Annotated in this window: 11 protein-coding genes; 2 read left to right on the top strand and 9 right to left on the bottom strand. The window is 69.3% G+C overall.

All coding sequences use genetic code 11. The annotated features are described in order from the left end of the window. Window positions 1-3: 3 nt before the first annotated feature. The 6 genes from PX653_RS17945 to PX653_RS17970 all read right to left on the bottom strand — a co-directional run bounded on the left by PX653_RS17945 (window position 4) and on the right by PX653_RS17970 (window position 7018). Window positions 4-594 carry a HutD/Ves family protein gene (locus PX653_RS17945; RefSeq protein ID WP_277414111.1) on the bottom strand — a complete coding sequence of 197 codons (591 nt, stop codon included), beginning with the start codon at window positions 592-594 and terminating at the stop codon, window positions 4-6. Next, entirely contained in the window at window positions 591-1958 is a 1368-nt protein-coding gene (locus PX653_RS17950) for a formimidoylglutamate deiminase (RefSeq protein ID WP_277414112.1), read from the bottom strand. Before PX653_RS17950 ends, PX653_RS17945 begins: the two co-directional genes overlap by 4 nt. After that, window positions 1955-2743 carry an N-formylglutamate deformylase gene (gene hutG, locus PX653_RS17955; RefSeq protein ID WP_277414113.1) on the bottom strand — a complete coding sequence of 263 codons (789 nt, stop codon included), beginning with the start codon at window positions 2741-2743 and terminating at the stop codon, window positions 1955-1957. The genes PX653_RS17950 and hutG overlap by 4 nt, the downstream gene beginning before the upstream one ends. A 15-nt stretch (window positions 2744-2758) precedes the next feature. Continuing rightward, a complete protein-coding gene (gene hutH / locus PX653_RS17960) occupies window positions 2759-4312 on the bottom strand; it encodes a histidine ammonia-lyase (RefSeq protein ID WP_277414114.1) in 1554 nt (517 codons plus the stop codon). A gap of 15 nt (window positions 4313-4327) precedes the next feature. Beyond that, complete coding sequence (gene hutU / locus PX653_RS17965) at window positions 4328-6040, bottom strand: urocanate hydratase (protein WP_277414115.1); 1713 nt, start codon at window positions 6038-6040, stop codon at window positions 4328-4330. A gap of 75 nt (window positions 6041-6115) precedes the next feature. After that, a complete protein-coding gene (locus PX653_RS17970) occupies window positions 6116-7018 on the bottom strand; it encodes a LysR family transcriptional regulator (RefSeq protein WP_277414116.1) in 903 nt (300 codons plus the stop codon). A gap of 111 nt (window positions 7019-7129) precedes the next feature. On the opposite strand from PX653_RS17970, the gene PX653_RS17975 reads away from it, so the two are divergent. Beyond that, complete coding sequence (locus PX653_RS17975) at window positions 7130-7999, top strand: aldo/keto reductase family oxidoreductase (RefSeq protein ID WP_277414117.1); 870 nt, start codon at window positions 7130-7132, stop codon at window positions 7997-7999. Window positions 8000-8017: 18 nt separating this feature from the next. On the opposite strand, the gene PX653_RS17980 is transcribed toward PX653_RS17975, so the two are convergent. Next, a complete protein-coding gene (locus PX653_RS17980) occupies window positions 8018-9691 on the bottom strand; it encodes an amidohydrolase (RefSeq protein WP_277414118.1) in 1674 nt (557 codons plus the stop codon). A 178-nt stretch (window positions 9692-9869) separates the two neighbouring features. On the opposite strand from PX653_RS17980, the gene PX653_RS17985 reads away from it, so the two are divergent. Beyond that, entirely contained in the window at window positions 9870-13637 is a 3768-nt protein-coding gene (locus tag PX653_RS17985; RefSeq protein WP_277414119.1) for a galactose oxidase early set domain-containing protein, read from the top strand. A 144-nt stretch (window positions 13638-13781) separates the two neighbouring features. On the opposite strand, the gene PX653_RS17990 is transcribed toward PX653_RS17985, so the two are convergent. Together PX653_RS17990 and ada are read right to left on the bottom strand one after the other, a co-directional pair. After that, entirely contained in the window at window positions 13782-14468 is a 687-nt protein-coding gene (locus tag PX653_RS17990; RefSeq protein ID WP_277414120.1) for a 2OG-Fe(II) oxygenase, read from the bottom strand. Further along, window positions 14465-15517, bottom strand: a complete 1053-nt coding sequence (gene ada, locus PX653_RS17995; protein ID WP_277414121.1) for a bifunctional DNA-binding transcriptional regulator/O6-methylguanine-DNA methyltransferase Ada — start codon at window positions 15515-15517, stop codon at window positions 14465-14467. The genes PX653_RS17990 and ada overlap by 4 nt, the downstream gene beginning before the upstream one ends. Window positions 15518-15538: the final 21 nt, after the last annotated feature.

Here is a 15538-nt window from a genome sequence, read left to right on the forward strand (position 1 = left end):
GCGCTAGTCATCCTCCTCGTTGGGCATGATGTCGACGATGAAGACGGTGGCGCTGGGCGCTTCCAGCGTCCACCTCTCCTCGCGGTCCAGTACCACCGCATCATAACGCACCAGCACCATGCGTTCGCGGCTGCTGTAGACCGTCAGGCTCTCGCCTTCAGCCAGGAACAGCACCGTCAGGGCGCTGCGCCGCTCCAGCACCGAGAAGTCGCGCACCAGGCGCCGCTCCAGCTGGTGCGAGCAGCGCTCGCGCCGCGTCATCACGTTGAAGTCGGTGGTGGGATCGCCGTCCACCGTCGCGTTGACGGGCACCTCGCCGGGAAAGGCCACGACCGGCTCGCGCTCGGACAGCGCCACCTTGCGCTCGTTGCCCACGTCCAGCACGACGTTGCCGCCGTCCACCAGGGTCAGCGTGCGGTCGATGCCGGGGAAGACGGAAAACGGCCCGCTCTGCGCGATCGTCGCCAGGCTGATGCGCCAGTCGAAATCGTGCAGGGTGGCGCCCGGGGGCGACGCCATGATTTCCGTCGTACAGCCCCCGCCATTCTTCCAGGGCGTGGGGTTCAGGCTTGCATACTGTATCAGCGTCGTCATGTTCGCAACTCACGCAGTTCGGCCAGCGTTTGTCGGAAGCGCGCGGCGATGGCCGGTTGCGCCACGTGCTCCTGGCTGCGCACCACCCAGCGGCCGCCAGCCAACACATCTCGTACCAGATTGTCGTTGCCGCTGAAGATGAAGCCGTTCAGCACATCCGGTGCCGCCAGCCCATACAGGTTGGGATGGCTGTCGTCGAGCACCAGCACGTCGGCCGACAGGCCCGGTGCCAGCGCTCCCACGGCGCGGCCGGCCGCTTGCGCGCCGCCCGCCAGCGCGGCCTGCCACAAGTGGCTGCCCACGCGCCGTTCGCCCGGTGCGACGGCGATATTGCGCTGCTGCCGCACCAGCCGCTGGCCGTATTCCAGCCAGCGCAATTCCTCCACGGGGCTGTGCGACACATGGCTGTCGCTGCCCACCCCGAACCGGCCGCCCTGCGCCAGGTACGGCGCCAACGGGAACAGGCCGTCTCCCAGGTTCGCTTCCGTCGTCGGGCACAGCCCCGCCACGGCCCCGCTGCCGGCGACCAGCGCCACTTCCGCTTCGTCCAGGTGGGTTGCATGGACGAGGCACCAGCGCCCGTCAATTGGCAGATTATCAAACAAATACTGCACCGGGCGGCGCCCGCTATGGTCCTGGCACTGGCGCACTTCGCCCATCTGCTCTGCAATATGCACGTGCACGGGCCGCCCCGCCGGTAGTCCGGCCAGCACCGCCTCGATCTGCGCGACCGACGCGGCGCGCAGCGAATGCGGCGCCACGCCCACTTCGACCGCCGCGCCGCGCAGCGGTTCCAGCGCCGCGACAATCTCCAGCACCTCATCCGCACCGGTGCGGAAGCGGGCCTGCTCGGGTTTCAGCGGCTGCTCGCCGAAGCCCGCGTAACTGTAGAGCACCGGCAGCATCGTGATGCCGATGCCGGCCAGCCGGGCGCCGTCGATCACCCGCCGCGCTGTCTCGGCGATATCAGGGTATAACGCGCCATCGGGCTGGCGGTGCACATAATGGAACTCGCAAACGGAGGTATAGCCGTGGCGCAGGCATTCCGAGAACAGCTGGGCGGCGATCGCTTCCATCTGCTCCGGCGTGATCTGGCGGGCGAAGCGGTACATCAGGTCGCGCCAGGTCCAGAAGCTGTCCGGGCTGTCGCCGGCGATCTCCGTCATGCCCGACAGCGCGCGCTGGAAGCTGTGCGAGTGCAGGTTGACCATGCCCGGCAGCACCAGCCGGGCCGTTTCGACGTCCGCCGGCGCCGCCGTGTCCGGCGTCACTTCGGTCAGCAGGCCGGCGGCGTTCCAGCGCAGCAGCACGTCGTTGCGCCAGCCTTCCGGCAGCAGCGCATGGTGGCAGAACAGCGCACTCACGGCCGCGCCCAGTCGGCCGCCGCCTGCAGCATGCGACGCAGTACGGGCTGCACCAGCAGCGCCAGGTCGGGCCGGTAGTCGAACGGGAACGTCTCGTCCATGTAGGTGGACTGGCACATTTCCAGCTGCACCGCGTGCACGCCCCGCCCGGGCTGGCCGTAATGGCGGGTGATGTGGCCGCCCTTGAAGCGGCCGTTGACGGCCACCGTGAACTTGCCGTCCGCGCGGGCCAGCTCCGTGATGCGTTCCGTCAGCCCCGCATCGCAGCTGGCGCCGTCCGCGGTGCCGAAGTTCAGGTCCGGCAGTTTGCCTTCGAAGAAGCGCGGCACGACCGAGGCGATGGAGTGGGCTTCCCACAGCACCACGCGGCCATGCAGGGCCAGCAGCCGGTCCAGCTCACCGCGCAGGCGGTCGTGGTACGGCCGCCAGTAGGCCGCCAGGCGGCGACGCACTTCGGCATCGCCTGGTGCGCGGCCCGGCTGGTACAGCTGTTCACGGCCGAAGGTGTCGACGGGGCACAGGCCCGTCGTGTCCTGGCCCGGATACAGGTTGGTGTTCTCCGGCGGGCGGTTCAGGTCGATCACGTAGCGCGACCAGCGCGCCGCCAGGGTCGACGCGCCCATCTCGTCCAGGAAACCGTACAGCTGTTCCAGGTGCCAGTCGGTATCGGCCTTGACCTGCCCGCAGGGCGCCAGGGTGGCGGCGATATCGTCGGGGATATCGGTGCCCACGTGCGGCATCGAGACGAGCAGCGGGATGCTGCCCTGCTTGAAACGGTAGTCCATGGGCTCCTTTCCTCCTTACGGATGCAGCGGCGTGAACAGGCTGCGGCACGTGGCCGACAGTTCCCCCTTCAGCACCATCTGCTTGGCCGCCTCGATATCAGGCGCGAAGTAGCGGTCGGCATCGAAGAACGGCACTTTCTGGCGCAACTGCGAATGCACGTGCTCCAGGTGGGGCGACGTCTTCAACGGCCGGTGGAAGTCGATACCCTGCGCGGCCGCCAGCAGCTCGATGCCGATGATGGCAGCCGTATTGTGCGCCATGTCGTCCAGGCGGCGCGCCGCGAACGTGGCCATGCTGACGTGGTCTTCCTGGTTGGCCGACGTGGGAATCGAGTCGACGCTGGCCGGGTGCGCCAGCGACTTGTTTTCCGACGCCAGCGCGGCCGCCGTCACGTGGGCGATCATGAAGCCGGAATTGACGCCCGGTTCGCGCACCAGGAACGGCGGCAGGCCGGACAATGTGGCGTCGATCAGCAGCGCGATGCGGCGCTCGGCGATGCTGCCGATTTCCGCGATGGCCAGCGCCAGCGTATCGGCTGCGAAGGCGACCGGCTCGGCATGGAAGTTACCGCCCGAGACGATGGCGACGTCGTCGCCGTCGCGGAACAGCAGCGGGTTGTCGGTGACGGCATTGGCTTCGATCAGCAGGGTGCGGGTGGCGTTGGCGATCAGGTCCATGCACGCGCCCATCACCTGCGGCTGGCAGCGCAGGCAGTATGGGTCCTGGACGCGCTCGTCGCCTTCCAGGTGCGAGGCGCGGATCGCGCTGCCCGTCACGAGCTGGCGGTAGATCGCGGCGGCCGCGATCTGGCCCGGCTGGCCGCGCACCTCGTGCACGCGGGCGTCGAACGGCGAGTCGCTGCCCTTGGCCGCGTCGAGCGACAGCGAACCCGTCACCATGCCCGCTTCCAGCAAGCGCTCGGCCATGAACAGGCCGTGCAGCGCCAGCGCCGCCGAGGCCTGGGTGCCGTTGATCAGCGCCAGGCCTTCCTTGGCCGCCAGCACGACCGGCGCGATGCCGGCCGACTTCAGCGCATCGGCGGCTTGCATCAGCTCACCCTTGACGCGCACTTCGCCCACGCCCAGGATCGCCAGCGTCATGTGCGACAGCGGCGCCAGGTCGCCCGAGGCGCCCACCGAGCCCTTGACGGGAATGGCCGGCATGATGCCCGCGTTGTACAGGGCAATCAACGTGTCGATGACAACGGCGCGGATGCCCGAGTAGCCCCGTGCCAGGCTGCCGATCTTCATCAGCATCAGGAGGCGCACGACGTGGTCGGGCATCAGCTCGCCCGTGCCGACGGAATGCGACAGGATCAGGTTGCGCTGCAGCTGCTCCAGCTTGTCGTCCGGGATGCGGGTTTTTGCCAGCAGGCCGAAGCCGGTATTGATGCCGTAGGCGGCGTCGCCCTTGGCGACGATGGCCTGCACGGCCTGCGCCGACGCGTCGATGACGGGATAGGCTTCCGCGGCCAGCGCGATATTTCCGTGCGTGGTCCAGGCGGCGCGCAGCTCGGCCAGGGTCAGCTTGCCGGGTTTCAGGGTCAGCGTGTGGTTGGTTTGCTTCATTCTGTTTACCTGTACTTATTTGATCATTGGCAGATTCAGGCCGTTGCGCTTGGCGCAGGCGATGGCGGTGTCGTAGCCCGCGTCCGCGTGGCGCATGACGCCCGAGCCGCTGTCGTTGACCAGTACGCGCGCCAGGCGCGCGGCGGCCGCGTCGGTGCCGTCGGCAACAATGACGACGCCGGAGTGCTGCGAATAGCCCATGCCGACGCCGCCGCCATGGTGCAGCGACACCCAGGTGGCCCCGCCGGCGGTGTTCAGCAGCGCGTTCAGCAGCGGCCAGTCCGAGACGGCATCCGTGCCGTCCTTCATGCTTTCCGTTTCGCGGTTCGGGCTGGCCACGGAGCCCGTGTCCAGGTGGTCGCGGCCGATGACGATCGGCGCCTTCAGTTCGCCGTTCTTCACCATCTCGTTGAACGCCAGGCCGGCGATGTGGCGCTCGCCCAGGCCCAGCCAGCAGATGCGGGCCGGCAGGCCCTGGAAGGCGATGCGTTCGCGCGCCATGTCCAGCCAGCGGTGCACGTTGGCATGGTGCGGGAACAGCTCCTTGATTTTCGCATCCGTTTTATAGATGTCCTCCGGGTCGCCGGACAGCGCCACCCAGCGGAACGGGCCGCGGCCCTCGCAGAACTGGGGGCGGATGTAGGCCGGCACGAAGCCGGGGAAGTCGAACGCGTTCTCCACGCCCTCGTCGAACGCCACCTGGCGGATGTTGTTGCCATAGTCGACCACCTTGGCGCCCAGCTGCTGGAAGTCCAGCATCGCCTGCACGTGCACCGCGCACGACTTCGCAGCGGCCGCCTTCAGTTCGGCGTGGCGGGCCGCATCCTGCTGCGCCGCCTTCCAGTCCGCCACGCTCCAGCCCTGCGGCAGGTAACCGTTGATCAGGTCATGCGCGGAGGTCTGGTCGGTGACGAGGTCCGGTACCAGGCCGCCCGCCTTGGCCTTGGCGATCAGTTGCGGCAGGATGTCGGCCGCGTTGCCCAGGAGGCCGATGGAGACCGCCTCGCGCGCATCCTTGTGCTGGCGCACCAGCGCCAGCGCTTCGTCGATGCTGGCGGCCTGCTTGTCCAGGTAGCGCGTGCGCAGGCGGAAGTCGATGCTGCTTTGCTGGCATTCGATCGTCAGCGATACGGCGCCGGCCATCGTCGCGGCCAGCGGCTGCGCGCCGCCCATGCCGCCCAGGCCCGCCGTCAGCACCCAGCGTCCGGCCAGGTCGCCGCCGAAGTGCTGGCGCCCGGCCTCGGCAAACGTCTCGTAGGTGCCCTGCACGATGCCCTGCGTGCCGATGTAGATCCAGCTGCCGGCCGTCATCTGGCCATACATGAACAGGCCCTGGCGATCCAGTTCGTTGAAGTGTTCCCAGTTGGCCCACTTCGGCACCAGGTTCGAGTTCGCCAGCAGCACGCGCGGCGCGTCCGCATGGGTGCGGAACACGCCGACCGGCTTGCCCGACTGGATCAGCAGCGTCTCTTCCTCGCCCAGCTCTTTCAAGGACGCCAGGATCTGGTCGAAGCACGCCCAGTTGCGGGCGGCGCGGCCGATGCCGCCATAGACGACCAGGTGCTGCGGATTCTCCGCCACCTCCTTGTCCAGGTTATTCTGGATCATGCGGTAGGCCGCTTCCGCGCCCCAGGTCTTGCAGACCCGTTCCGGGCCGCGCGGCGCGCGGATGTCGCGGGTGGCGTCGAAGCGTGGGTCGGCGTGCTCGTTGGTGTGCGGCTGGCTCATGGCGTCTCCTCGATGGTCGCAGATGTCGAAAATGATATCGAATCTGTACAGGATAGGTTGTCTATACAACTAAAGTCAAGCGCCTTGTGCGCGGACGAAGTCGATGAACGCGCGCAGCGGCGCCGGTACCAACCGGCGGCCCGGGTAGTACAGGAACGGGCCGGAAAAGCTCTGCCACCACGGCTCCAGCACGGGCGCCAAGGCGCCGCTGGCGAAGTGCGGCCGCAACCAGTCCTCGAACAGGTAGACGATGCCGGTACCGGCGATCGCCGCCTGCACGGCCAGGTCGGCACCGCCGCCCAGGCGCACCTGCAGCGGACCGCGCGGGATCACGTTGACGGTTTCGCCGTCTCGCTCGAAGCTCCAGTCGAACGGGGTGGTGCCGGCAAAGTGGCCGCCCAGGCAGGCATGCGCCGTCAGGTCGCGTGGGTGTTCCGGGCTGCCGCGCCGCGCCAGATAAGCCGGGGCCGCGGCGGCCGCGAAGCGCTGCACGCGCGGGCCGATCGGCACCGCGATCATGTCCTGCTCGAGCCGTTCCTCGTAGCGGATGCCGGCATCGCAGCCGGCAGCCAGCATGTCGACGAACGTGTCTTCCACGACCACGTCCAGCACGATGTCGGGATAGGCGTCGAGAAATGACGGCACCAGCGCCGGCAGCACGAGGCGCGCCGCCGCCATCGGCACGTTCAGCCGCAGCGTGCCCGTGGGCCGGTCGCGAAAGCCGTTGACGACGTCCAGCGCCAGTTCCACCTCGTGCAGCGCGGGTCCCAGGCGCTCGATCAGGCCGCGCCCCGCTTCCGTCGGCACCACCGTGCGCGTGCTGCGGTTGAGCAGGCGCACGCCCAGGCGTTGCTCCAGCCGTCGTACCGCCTCGCTCAGGCCCGACGCGGACACGCCGCCCAGCCGCGCCGCATCGCGAAAGCCGCCGGCGCGCGCCACGGCCACGAATGCGTTCAGGTCTCCCAGGTCCACCTGCATGCGCTTCTCCATTGTGCGTTTTTTCGTACAGCCCATTCGCACTGTACCGGATTGTCGCGCAGCGTTCACGAACCTATGCTTTCTTCATTCACTCAACGACTGGAGAACACCATGACCGCCAATCACCCCACCACCTATCGCCTGGGCGAGCGCACCGTCAACCGCCTGGGCTACGGCGCGATGCAACTGGCGGGGCCGGGCGTGTTCGGGCCGCCCAAAGATCCCGCCGCTGCCCGCGCCGTGCTGCAGGCGGCCGTCGCCGCCGGCGTGAACCATATCGACACCTCCGACTTCTACGGCCCCCACGTGACGAACCGGCTGATCCGGGAGGCGCTCCACCCGTATCCGGACGAGCTGCTGATCGTCACCAAGATCGGCGCGCGCCGCGGTGCCGACGGCGCCTGGCTGCCCGCTTTCGGCCGCGACGACCTGGTCGCCGCCGTGCACGACAACCTTCGCAACCTGGGCCTGGAGACGCTGGAAGTCGTCAACCTGCGCGCCATGTTCGACGTGCACGGGCCGGCCGAGGGATCGCTGGAAGGACCGCTGACCGTGCTGGCCGAACTGCGCGAACAGGGCCTGGTACGCCACATCGGCGTCAGCAACGTCACGCCGCGCCAGGTCGAGGAAGCGCGCCGCATCGTGCCGATCGCCTGCGTGCAGAACCATTACAACCTCGTGCACCGCGCGGACGACGCGCTGATCGATACGCTGGCTGCCGCGGGCATCGCCTACGTGCCGTTCTTTCCGCTGGGCGGCTTCTCGCCACTGGACTCGGCCACGTTGTCCGGCGTGGCCTCGCAACTCGGCGCGACGCCCATGCAGGTGGCCATCGCGTGGCTGCTGCAACGCTCGCCCAACATTCTTGTCATCCCGGGCACGTCGTCGGTCGCGCATTTGCATGAGAACCTGGCGGCGGGCCAGTTGGTGCTCCCGCCGGAGGCGGTGGCGGCGCTGGATGCGATGGGGCGTTCGGATTGAGACCCCTGGTGGACACTGTTACTGCTGGCGCTTCCGGTACACCTGCTTGCCGCCGACCCACGTCTCCAGCACACCGACCTTGCCGATCTCGCCGGCCGGGACGGCGAACAGGTCGCGGTCCGTGACGATGAAGTCGGCCCACTTGCCCGGTTCCAGCGAGCCGACGACGTGTTCCTGGCGCGCCGCGTAAGCCGCGTCCAGCGTGAAGCAGCGGAAGGCTTCCTGCAGCGTCATCGCCTGTTCCTTGCGCCAGCCGCCGGCCGGCACGTCGCGCATGTCCTGGCGCGTGACGGCGGCATGGATGCCTTCGAACGGATTGGGCGACTCGATGGGGAAGTCGGAGCCGCAGGCGATGCGCGAGCCCTGCTTCAGGAACGTGCGCCAGGCGTAGGCGCCCTCGATGCGCCGGGGGCCGACGCGCTGCTCGGCCATGTTCTGGTCGGACGTCGCATGCGTGGGCTGCATCGACGGAATGATGCCCAGCTGCTTGAAGCGGGGGATGTCGCCCAGCGCCACCACCTGCGCATGCTCGATGCGGTGGCGCTGCGCCGCGTTCGGGTACTTCTTCAGCAGCGCCGCATAGTTGTCGAGGATCTGGCGGTTGCCGGCGTCGCCGATCGCATGCACGTTGACCTGGTAACCTGCCTTGATCGCCTTTTCCATCTTGGCGCGCATCTCGCCATCCTTGTAGAACAGCAGCCCGTGCGTGTGCGGCGCATCGCTGTACGGCTTGATCAGCGCGGCGCCGCGGCTGCCCAGCGCGCCATCCGCGTACAGTTTCACCGACGCCAGCGCATACAGGTCGTTGGCATGGCTTTTCAACGGGCCGCTGGCGGCCAGGCGGTCGAAGTCGGCGGCCGTGTCGCCGATCATGCCGTACACCCGCGTCGTCAGCTTGCCCTGGTCGGCATACACCCGGTACAGCCGGTCCTCGTCGACGCCGACACCGGCATCGTGCACGCTCGTCAGGCCGTTCTTCGCCAGCAGCGCCAGCGCGCCTTCCAGCGCCGCGCGCGCCTCCGCTTCGGTGGCCGCCGGCACGATCTTCGTCACCAGCGCCATCGCCCCATCGACCAGGATCCCCGTCGCGTTGCCCTGGGCATCGCGTTCGATCTTGCCGCCGGCCGGGTCCCTGGTTTCCTTCGTGATGCCGGCCAGCGCCAGCGCGCGGCTGTTGACCCAGACGGCATGGCCGTCGACACGGCGCATCAGCGCCGGCCGGTCCGGCACGGCCGCATCCAGTTCGGCCGCCGTGGGGAAGCGGCCCAGCTTCCAGATTTCCTGGTTCCAGCCGTTGCCCACCACCCAGGCGCGCTGCGGATTGGCGCGCGCGTAGTCGGCCACCTTGCTTACCGCCCCTTCCAGCGAGGTGGAACTGTACAGCTCCGCCGCCGTCGCCACCTGGCCCAGGCCGAACACGTGGCCGTGCGCGTCGATCAGCCCGGGCAGCACCGTGCGGCCCTGCGCATCGATGCGTTTATAGCCCGGCGCCGCGGCCGCGACCTGCTGCGAGCCGCCGACGGCGACGATGCGCCCGGCGGCGTCGAACGCCAGCGCCTGGAAGCGCACCAGCTTGCCGCCCGCATCGAGCGTGTAGCCGTTGGCGTTGTCGATCAGTGTCTGCGCATGGGCACGGGTTGGGGCACCAAAGGCCAGCGCGAGGGCGGCGGTCAGGACGGACAGGCGGCGCATCGGAAATCCTCATGTGGAATCGAAAGGGCAAGTGTAACGAAAACACCACGCCCGGGCCAGAACGGCCGGGACAGACGTCGCGGCATGTCGTGCATATGTCCCGACTTTGTCGCGGCGCCTTGCTTCCCGCAAGCCGTGGCCTACCCTCCAGGTGTCAACCGACCCAAAGGAGACCATCATGTCCTGGACAGCCCCCGCCGACAGCCAGATCCTGGCCATTCACGCCGCCCTCGTGCCCACCGAAAACGGCGAAGGCGAAATCGTCTACTTTGGCGGCGACCAGCACAATCCCGCCTTCATCAACAGCCCGCGCAATGTCGATGCGACGCGGCGCATGAACTGCGTGACGCGCGCCATCGCCTATGTGCGCTCGCCCGCGCACGACCTGTTCTGCTGCGGCCACGCCCAGTTGCCGGACGGGCGCCTGCTGATCGGCGGCGGCACCGCCTACTTCCCGAACAATATCCCGCCCGGCGCCGACCCGCATGGCCACGGCGGCCTGGGGCACTTCCCGGGCCACCGCGGCGCCAGCATCTACAACCCGCAGGGCGGCTTCATGACGGACGTGGCGCCGATGCGCTCGAACCGCGACCAGCCCGGCGACGCAGGCGGCGGCCGCTGGTACCCGACGCTCGTCACCTTGGCCAGCGGGGACGTGCTGATCGTGGCCGGCCACCCGGCCGAGGACGACACCCGGCACAACAACCATACGCCGGAACGCTACCGCCCCATCTTCAACAGCTGGAAGATCGTCGGCACGCTGGGGGCCGCCGCGGCGGGCGGGCCGGACCTGTATCCGCGCCTGCACGTGCTGCGCAGCGGCGAAGTGTTCTGCACCTCGCGCATCGGCGGCATCGGGCACTGTTTCGCCTATAACGCGTACACGGGCGGCCAGCGCAACGTGTGCGACCTGCCCCTGGGCGACTACCACGGCTTTTCCTTTCCTTCCGTGCCGCTGCCACTGCTGCCGGGCGACGGCTACCGCGCCCGCTTCCTGCTGTGCGGTGCGCCCGATCCGCAACGCATCGCGCTGGATCGCCCCGATGGCGCCCGCCCCGCATGGGGCCCGGCCGGCGCACGCACCATCGCGGCCACGGGCCGGCTGCGCCGCAACTGCCTCGCGGTGCTGCTGCCTACCGGCCAGGTGGCCGTCGTCGGCGGGGTCAATGGCGACGATGCCGGCCCCGACGATACGTCCCATGGCGTGCGCCTGCCCGAGCTGTACGACCCGCAGATCGACTGGGGCGGCGGCGGCGGCTCCTACGTCCAGGCAGGCACCAACCAGGATGCCCAGGGCACTTGGGACACGCCGAACGATCCGGCCGCCATCACGCGCAACTACCATTCGACGGCCCTGCTGATGCCCGACGGTAGCGTGTGGACGGGCGGCTCCAGCATCAACGCCCACGCCGGCGACCCGGCCACGACGGGCCGCCTGAACTACGAGATCTGGCAGCCGCCCTATCCGGCCGGTGCCCGCCCGGAACTACAGGAGGCGCCTGGCTTTGTCGCCTGGGGCCAGCCGTTCACGCTCCGTTGCACGGCAGCCAATACCATCCGCCATATCGCGCTGATGCGCTGCGGCTCGTGCACGCATGCGTTCGACGGCGACCAGCGCCATGTCAGCCTGCGCTTCGACGGCGTCGGCGAGGGCCGTATCCAATGCGAGGCGCCACCCAACGGCGCCGTCGCGCCACCGGGTGCGTATCTGCTGTTCGTGATCGACGAGGCGGGCCGGCCGTGCCAGCGGGCGCGCTTCGTGCGCATCGGCGGCAGCGGCTATCTGGTGCTGAACCGCTCGCAGTTCGCGCGCGAGGAAGTGTCCACGCTCAGCCCCCGCGTGGTGGGCGACGCACTGCTGCTGGTGCTGGACGGCTACCTGCCCGCCGACCTGGCGCTGCCGGCCGGACCCACGCTGACGTTCCACTTCGCCGACGGCGGCGGCACCGTGCCCGGCATGCGCGCGACGCTCCTCGACATCCGCTCCGAGACCGGCAGCTTCACGCCCGGCGTGGCGCAGCGCTTCGTGCTGGAATACGGCGTCGCCTTCGACAACCTCGATGCGTTCGACACCCTTGGCGCGGACAACCGGCGCGACGTCCTCGTCGACGTCGTGCTGCCCACGGCCCTGCAGCTGCGCGGCCAGTTGACCCTGTTCCGCGACGCCAAGCCCTACATGAAGGATGGCGACAAACCGTGGCTGTCGATCGACGTGCGGGTGGTGCAGCGCCCCATCGGCGTGCCGCTGGCCGGTGCCATGCATACGGACGCCAGCGCGGGAACGGGCTTCGTGGCGGAAGTGTTGGGACGCATGAACAGCGCGCCGCGCGACGACAACCACCCGTTCGCGCGCCTGGCCACGGACCAGGATGCGGCGCGGCTGGAACTGTCGTCGCACGTGGCGGGGGTACGTGTCTTCAACTACGCCTTTGCGCGGGTGCGCTACCGTGCGCCGGTGGGCCGCAACGCGACGGACGTGCGGCTGTTCTTCCGCACGCTGACGACGGTCGGCACGAGCTTCGACTACAACGAGACCACGCTGTACCGGCGCGTGGGCAGCGGCCCGACGGCCGTGCCGCAGTTCGGCATGATCGGCGCGCGCACCGCGTCGATCCCGTACTTCGCCAGCCCACGCGGTGGCGACCGGCTGGCGGCCACCGATCCGCCCAACGTGCAGACGTTGCCGGGGCAGGACGCGGCCGAGGTCACGCGCTTCTTCGGCGCCTGGCTGGACTTCAACCAGCGTGACGACCTGCGCGCGCTGATTCGCGGCGAGCACCAGTGCCTGATCGCCGAGCTGCACTATCCCGTGCACTCGTCGATCCCGCGCGGCGCGGCACCGGCGGAACACGACTCGCTGTCGCAACGCAATCTCGCCATCGTCGAGTCGGACAATCCCGGCGGCGTCGCCGGCCACGTCGTGCAGCACACATTCGAGCTGGCGCCATTCAACCTGGACGCGCCACCCGCACCGCCACCCATCCCGGCGGTGGCCGCGGCCGCCCTCGACAAGCTCGCTCTCTCGGACGTGATCGTCACGCCACCCGTCGAGGACCCGATGGGGCCGGGCCAGCCGACGCGCCAGGGCAAGCTGACGACGGAGCTGATGATCCGCTGGGGCACGCTGCCGCGCGATGCGATCGCGACGATCTACCTGCCCGACATCGACTTCGCATCGCTGCTGGAAGCGCAGGTGCACCGGCCCGGCTACGAGCTGCTGGAACTGGTGGACGCCAACACGGTACGCTGCCGCATCGGCGAGGTCACGTTCCTGCCGGTGCCGGCATCGATTACGCGCAGCCTGCCGGGCCTCGTCAGCATCCACCTGCCGCCGACGGTCCGCACGGGCCAGCGCTTCCGCGTCACGGCCCACCAGGTCAGCGGCGGCCCGCTGGTACGCAAGGTGACGGGCAGCTTCGAATTCGAGATTCCCGTCTCGACCGGCCCGCTGCTGCTGGCGCGCGAGGAACGCAAGCTGGCGGTGCTGCGCTGGATCGGCGAGCGCCTGGGCGCCGACATCGCCTGGCGCCTCGTGTTCGAACGCTACCTGGAGCAGATCGCCGACCGCGTGCGCGCCTTCGGCGGCAATCCGGACGCAATCAAGCCCTCACCCGCAGGTGGACCGCGCGACCAGCCGGACAAGCCCGACCACCCGGACCACCCGCCGCCAGGCGACGGTAAGCCCTGCCCGGACGACGATCCCTGGCACGACGGCAGCCACGACCCGCAGGCCGAACGGGCGCGCGGCCGCATCGTCGCGGTGCACTACGATTGCCACGGCCGCTTCACGGGCTTCGACCTCGACACCTGCCCCGGCCTGCGCCACCTTGCGGCCCGCGGCAAGGTGCTGGAGGTGGCGGTCGTGCGGGCCGCTGCCGATGGTGTCAGGGTGACGGTGGCCGTGTGCAGGCCGGAGCGGGCGTGTGGATTGACGGTGCATTATTAAGCGGCCGCACGGCCTGCAGGGTTGGGGTCTGTCCCTCTCGGGACTGACCCCGGTTTTATTTGCAGCAGGATGCGCCGATCCGGACCTTCCAGCCAACACGGGAAACCGGGGTCAGTCCCGCAAGGACAGACCCCAACCATAAGCTCACAGCGCATCATGAAATATCACCCCCAACGTATGCCGCCGCCCGCTGCGCACGCGCGACACGCCGTGCCTTAAATTGACCCGATAAACACCCCGGGTGCCGTTCACCGGCCGGTGATGCACGGGAAAAATGACGCAATCGCCCTGCCCCAGCGGCACCACCTCCACCCGTGATTGCATGCGCGGGCGCTGCTCCGTCAGCACGAACTCGCCACCGGTAAAATCCACGCTGGGCCGCGACAGCAGGAACGCGGCCTGCAGCGGGAACACGTGCTCGCCATATAGATCCTGGTGCAGGCAGTTGTAGTCGCCCGCGCCATATTGCAGCAGCAGCGGCGTGGGACGTTCCTGGCCGGCGGCATGGCAGCGGGCCAGGAAATCGGCATGCCGCGGCGGAAAGCGTACGGGCAGGTCCAGCGCCGCATGCCAGCGGTTGGCGACCGCCGCGAGTGGCCCGTACATCGCCTCGCGCAGGGTGGCGACGCGGTCCGGCAATGGGTACGTGAAATACTGGTACTCGCCCTGGCCAAAACCGTACCGCGCCATCACGACACGGCTGCGAAAGCGCTCCGCTTCGCCATACAGCGCGGCCAGCGCCTCGCACTCGGCGGCCGACAGCACGCCCGGCACATGGGCGCAGCCGGCCGTGTTGAGCGCTTCCTCGATCGCGGCCCAATCGAACGTCACCGCGACGACTCCCGCTCCAGCAACGCCTGCTTGCGCTCGACACCCCAGCGGTAGCCGGACAGCGAACCGTCCGTGCGCACCACGCGGTGGCACGGGATGGCGACGGCGATCGCGTTGGCCGCGCACGCGCTGGCGACCGCACGCACGCTGCTCGGCGCGCCGATCCGCCGCGCCAGTTCCGTGTAGCTGACCCGCTGCCCGGCCGGGATCGTGCGCAGCACCTGCCACACGCGCTGCTGGAACGCCGTGCCGCGCACGTCCAGCGGCAGGTCCAGGCCCAGCTCCGGCGCCTCGACCAGGCCGATCACGCGCGCGACGGTTTCCTCGTAGTCCGGCTCCGCGCCGATCAGCTCCGCCTTGGGAAAGCGGTCCTGCAGCTCGCGCGCCAGCGCGTCCGGATCGTCGCCCATCAGGATGGCGCAGATGCCCACGGCGGTGCTGGCGACCAGGATGGCGCCCAGCGAGCATTGCGCGATGGCGAAGCGGATCGTCGCCCCACGGCCGCCCGCGCGGAAGGCCGTCGGCGTCATGCCCAGCGCGCCTGGGGAGGCGGCATAGAACCGCCCGCTCGAGTTGAAGCCGGCCGCGTAGATCGCGTCCGTGACGGACGGCTGCTGCGCCAGGTTTTCCTGCATCCTGCGCTGGCGCTGCGCCGCCGCGTAGGCCTTGGGTGTGATACCCGTATGGGCCTTGAAGATGCGGTGCAGGTGGAACTGGCTGACGCCCGCCGCCTCGGCCAGGCTGGCCAGGTCGGGCGCGCTGTCGGCCGCCTCGATCAGGCGGCACATGCGCTCGACCAGCGCGGCATGGCGTTCGGCCAGCGGCGGCTGGTCCGGCTTGCAGCGGCGGCACGGCCGGTAGCCGGCCTGCTCCGCCGCGTCGGCCGAGGCATGGAAGCTGACGTTGCCGCGCAGCGCCGGACGCGCCCCGCAGGACGGCCGGCAGTAGACGCCGGTGGTGCGCACGGCATACCAGAACTGGCCGTCGGCAGTGCGGTCGCGCCGCTGTATCGCGGCCCAGCGCGTGTCGTCGTTGCTGAAGGTGGTCATCGCAAGTACCTCGTGGGGATT

Source organism: Pseudoduganella chitinolytica, assembly GCF_029028125.1.
GTDB classification, from domain to species: Bacteria; Pseudomonadota; Gammaproteobacteria; order Burkholderiales; family Burkholderiaceae_D; genus Rugamonas; species Rugamonas chitinolytica.

Bases quoted from the DNA above. Each gene is read 5' to 3' on its own strand.
- PX653_RS17945 (WP_277414111.1), bottom strand. From the start codon at position 594: ATGACGACGCTGATACAGTATGCAAGCCTGAACCCCACGCCCTGGAAG.
- hutG (WP_277414113.1), bottom strand. From the start codon at position 2,743: ATGGACTACCGTTTCAAGCAGGGCAGCATCCCGCTGCTCGTCTCGATG.
- hutH (WP_277414114.1), bottom strand. From the start codon at position 4,312: ATGAAGCAAACCAACCACACGCTGACCCTGAAACCCGGCAAGCTGACC.
- hutU (WP_277414115.1), bottom strand. From the start codon at position 6,040: ATGAGCCAGCCGCACACCAACGAGCACGCCGACCCACGCTTCGACGCC.
- PX653_RS17970 (WP_277414116.1), bottom strand. From the start codon at position 7,018: ATGCAGGTGGACCTGGGAGACCTGAACGCATTCGTGGCCGTGGCGCGC.
- PX653_RS17975 (WP_277414117.1), top strand. From the start codon at position 7,130: ATGACCGCCAATCACCCCACCACCTATCGCCTGGGCGAGCGCACCGTC.
- PX653_RS17980 (WP_277414118.1), bottom strand. From the start codon at position 9,691: ATGCGCCGCCTGTCCGTCCTGACCGCCGCCCTCGCGCTGGCCTTTGGT.
- PX653_RS17985 (WP_277414119.1), top strand. From the start codon at position 9,870: ATGTCCTGGACAGCCCCCGCCGACAGCCAGATCCTGGCCATTCACGCC.
- ada (WP_277414121.1), bottom strand. From the start codon at position 15,517: ATGACCACCTTCAGCAACGACGACACGCGCTGGGCCGCGATACAGCGG.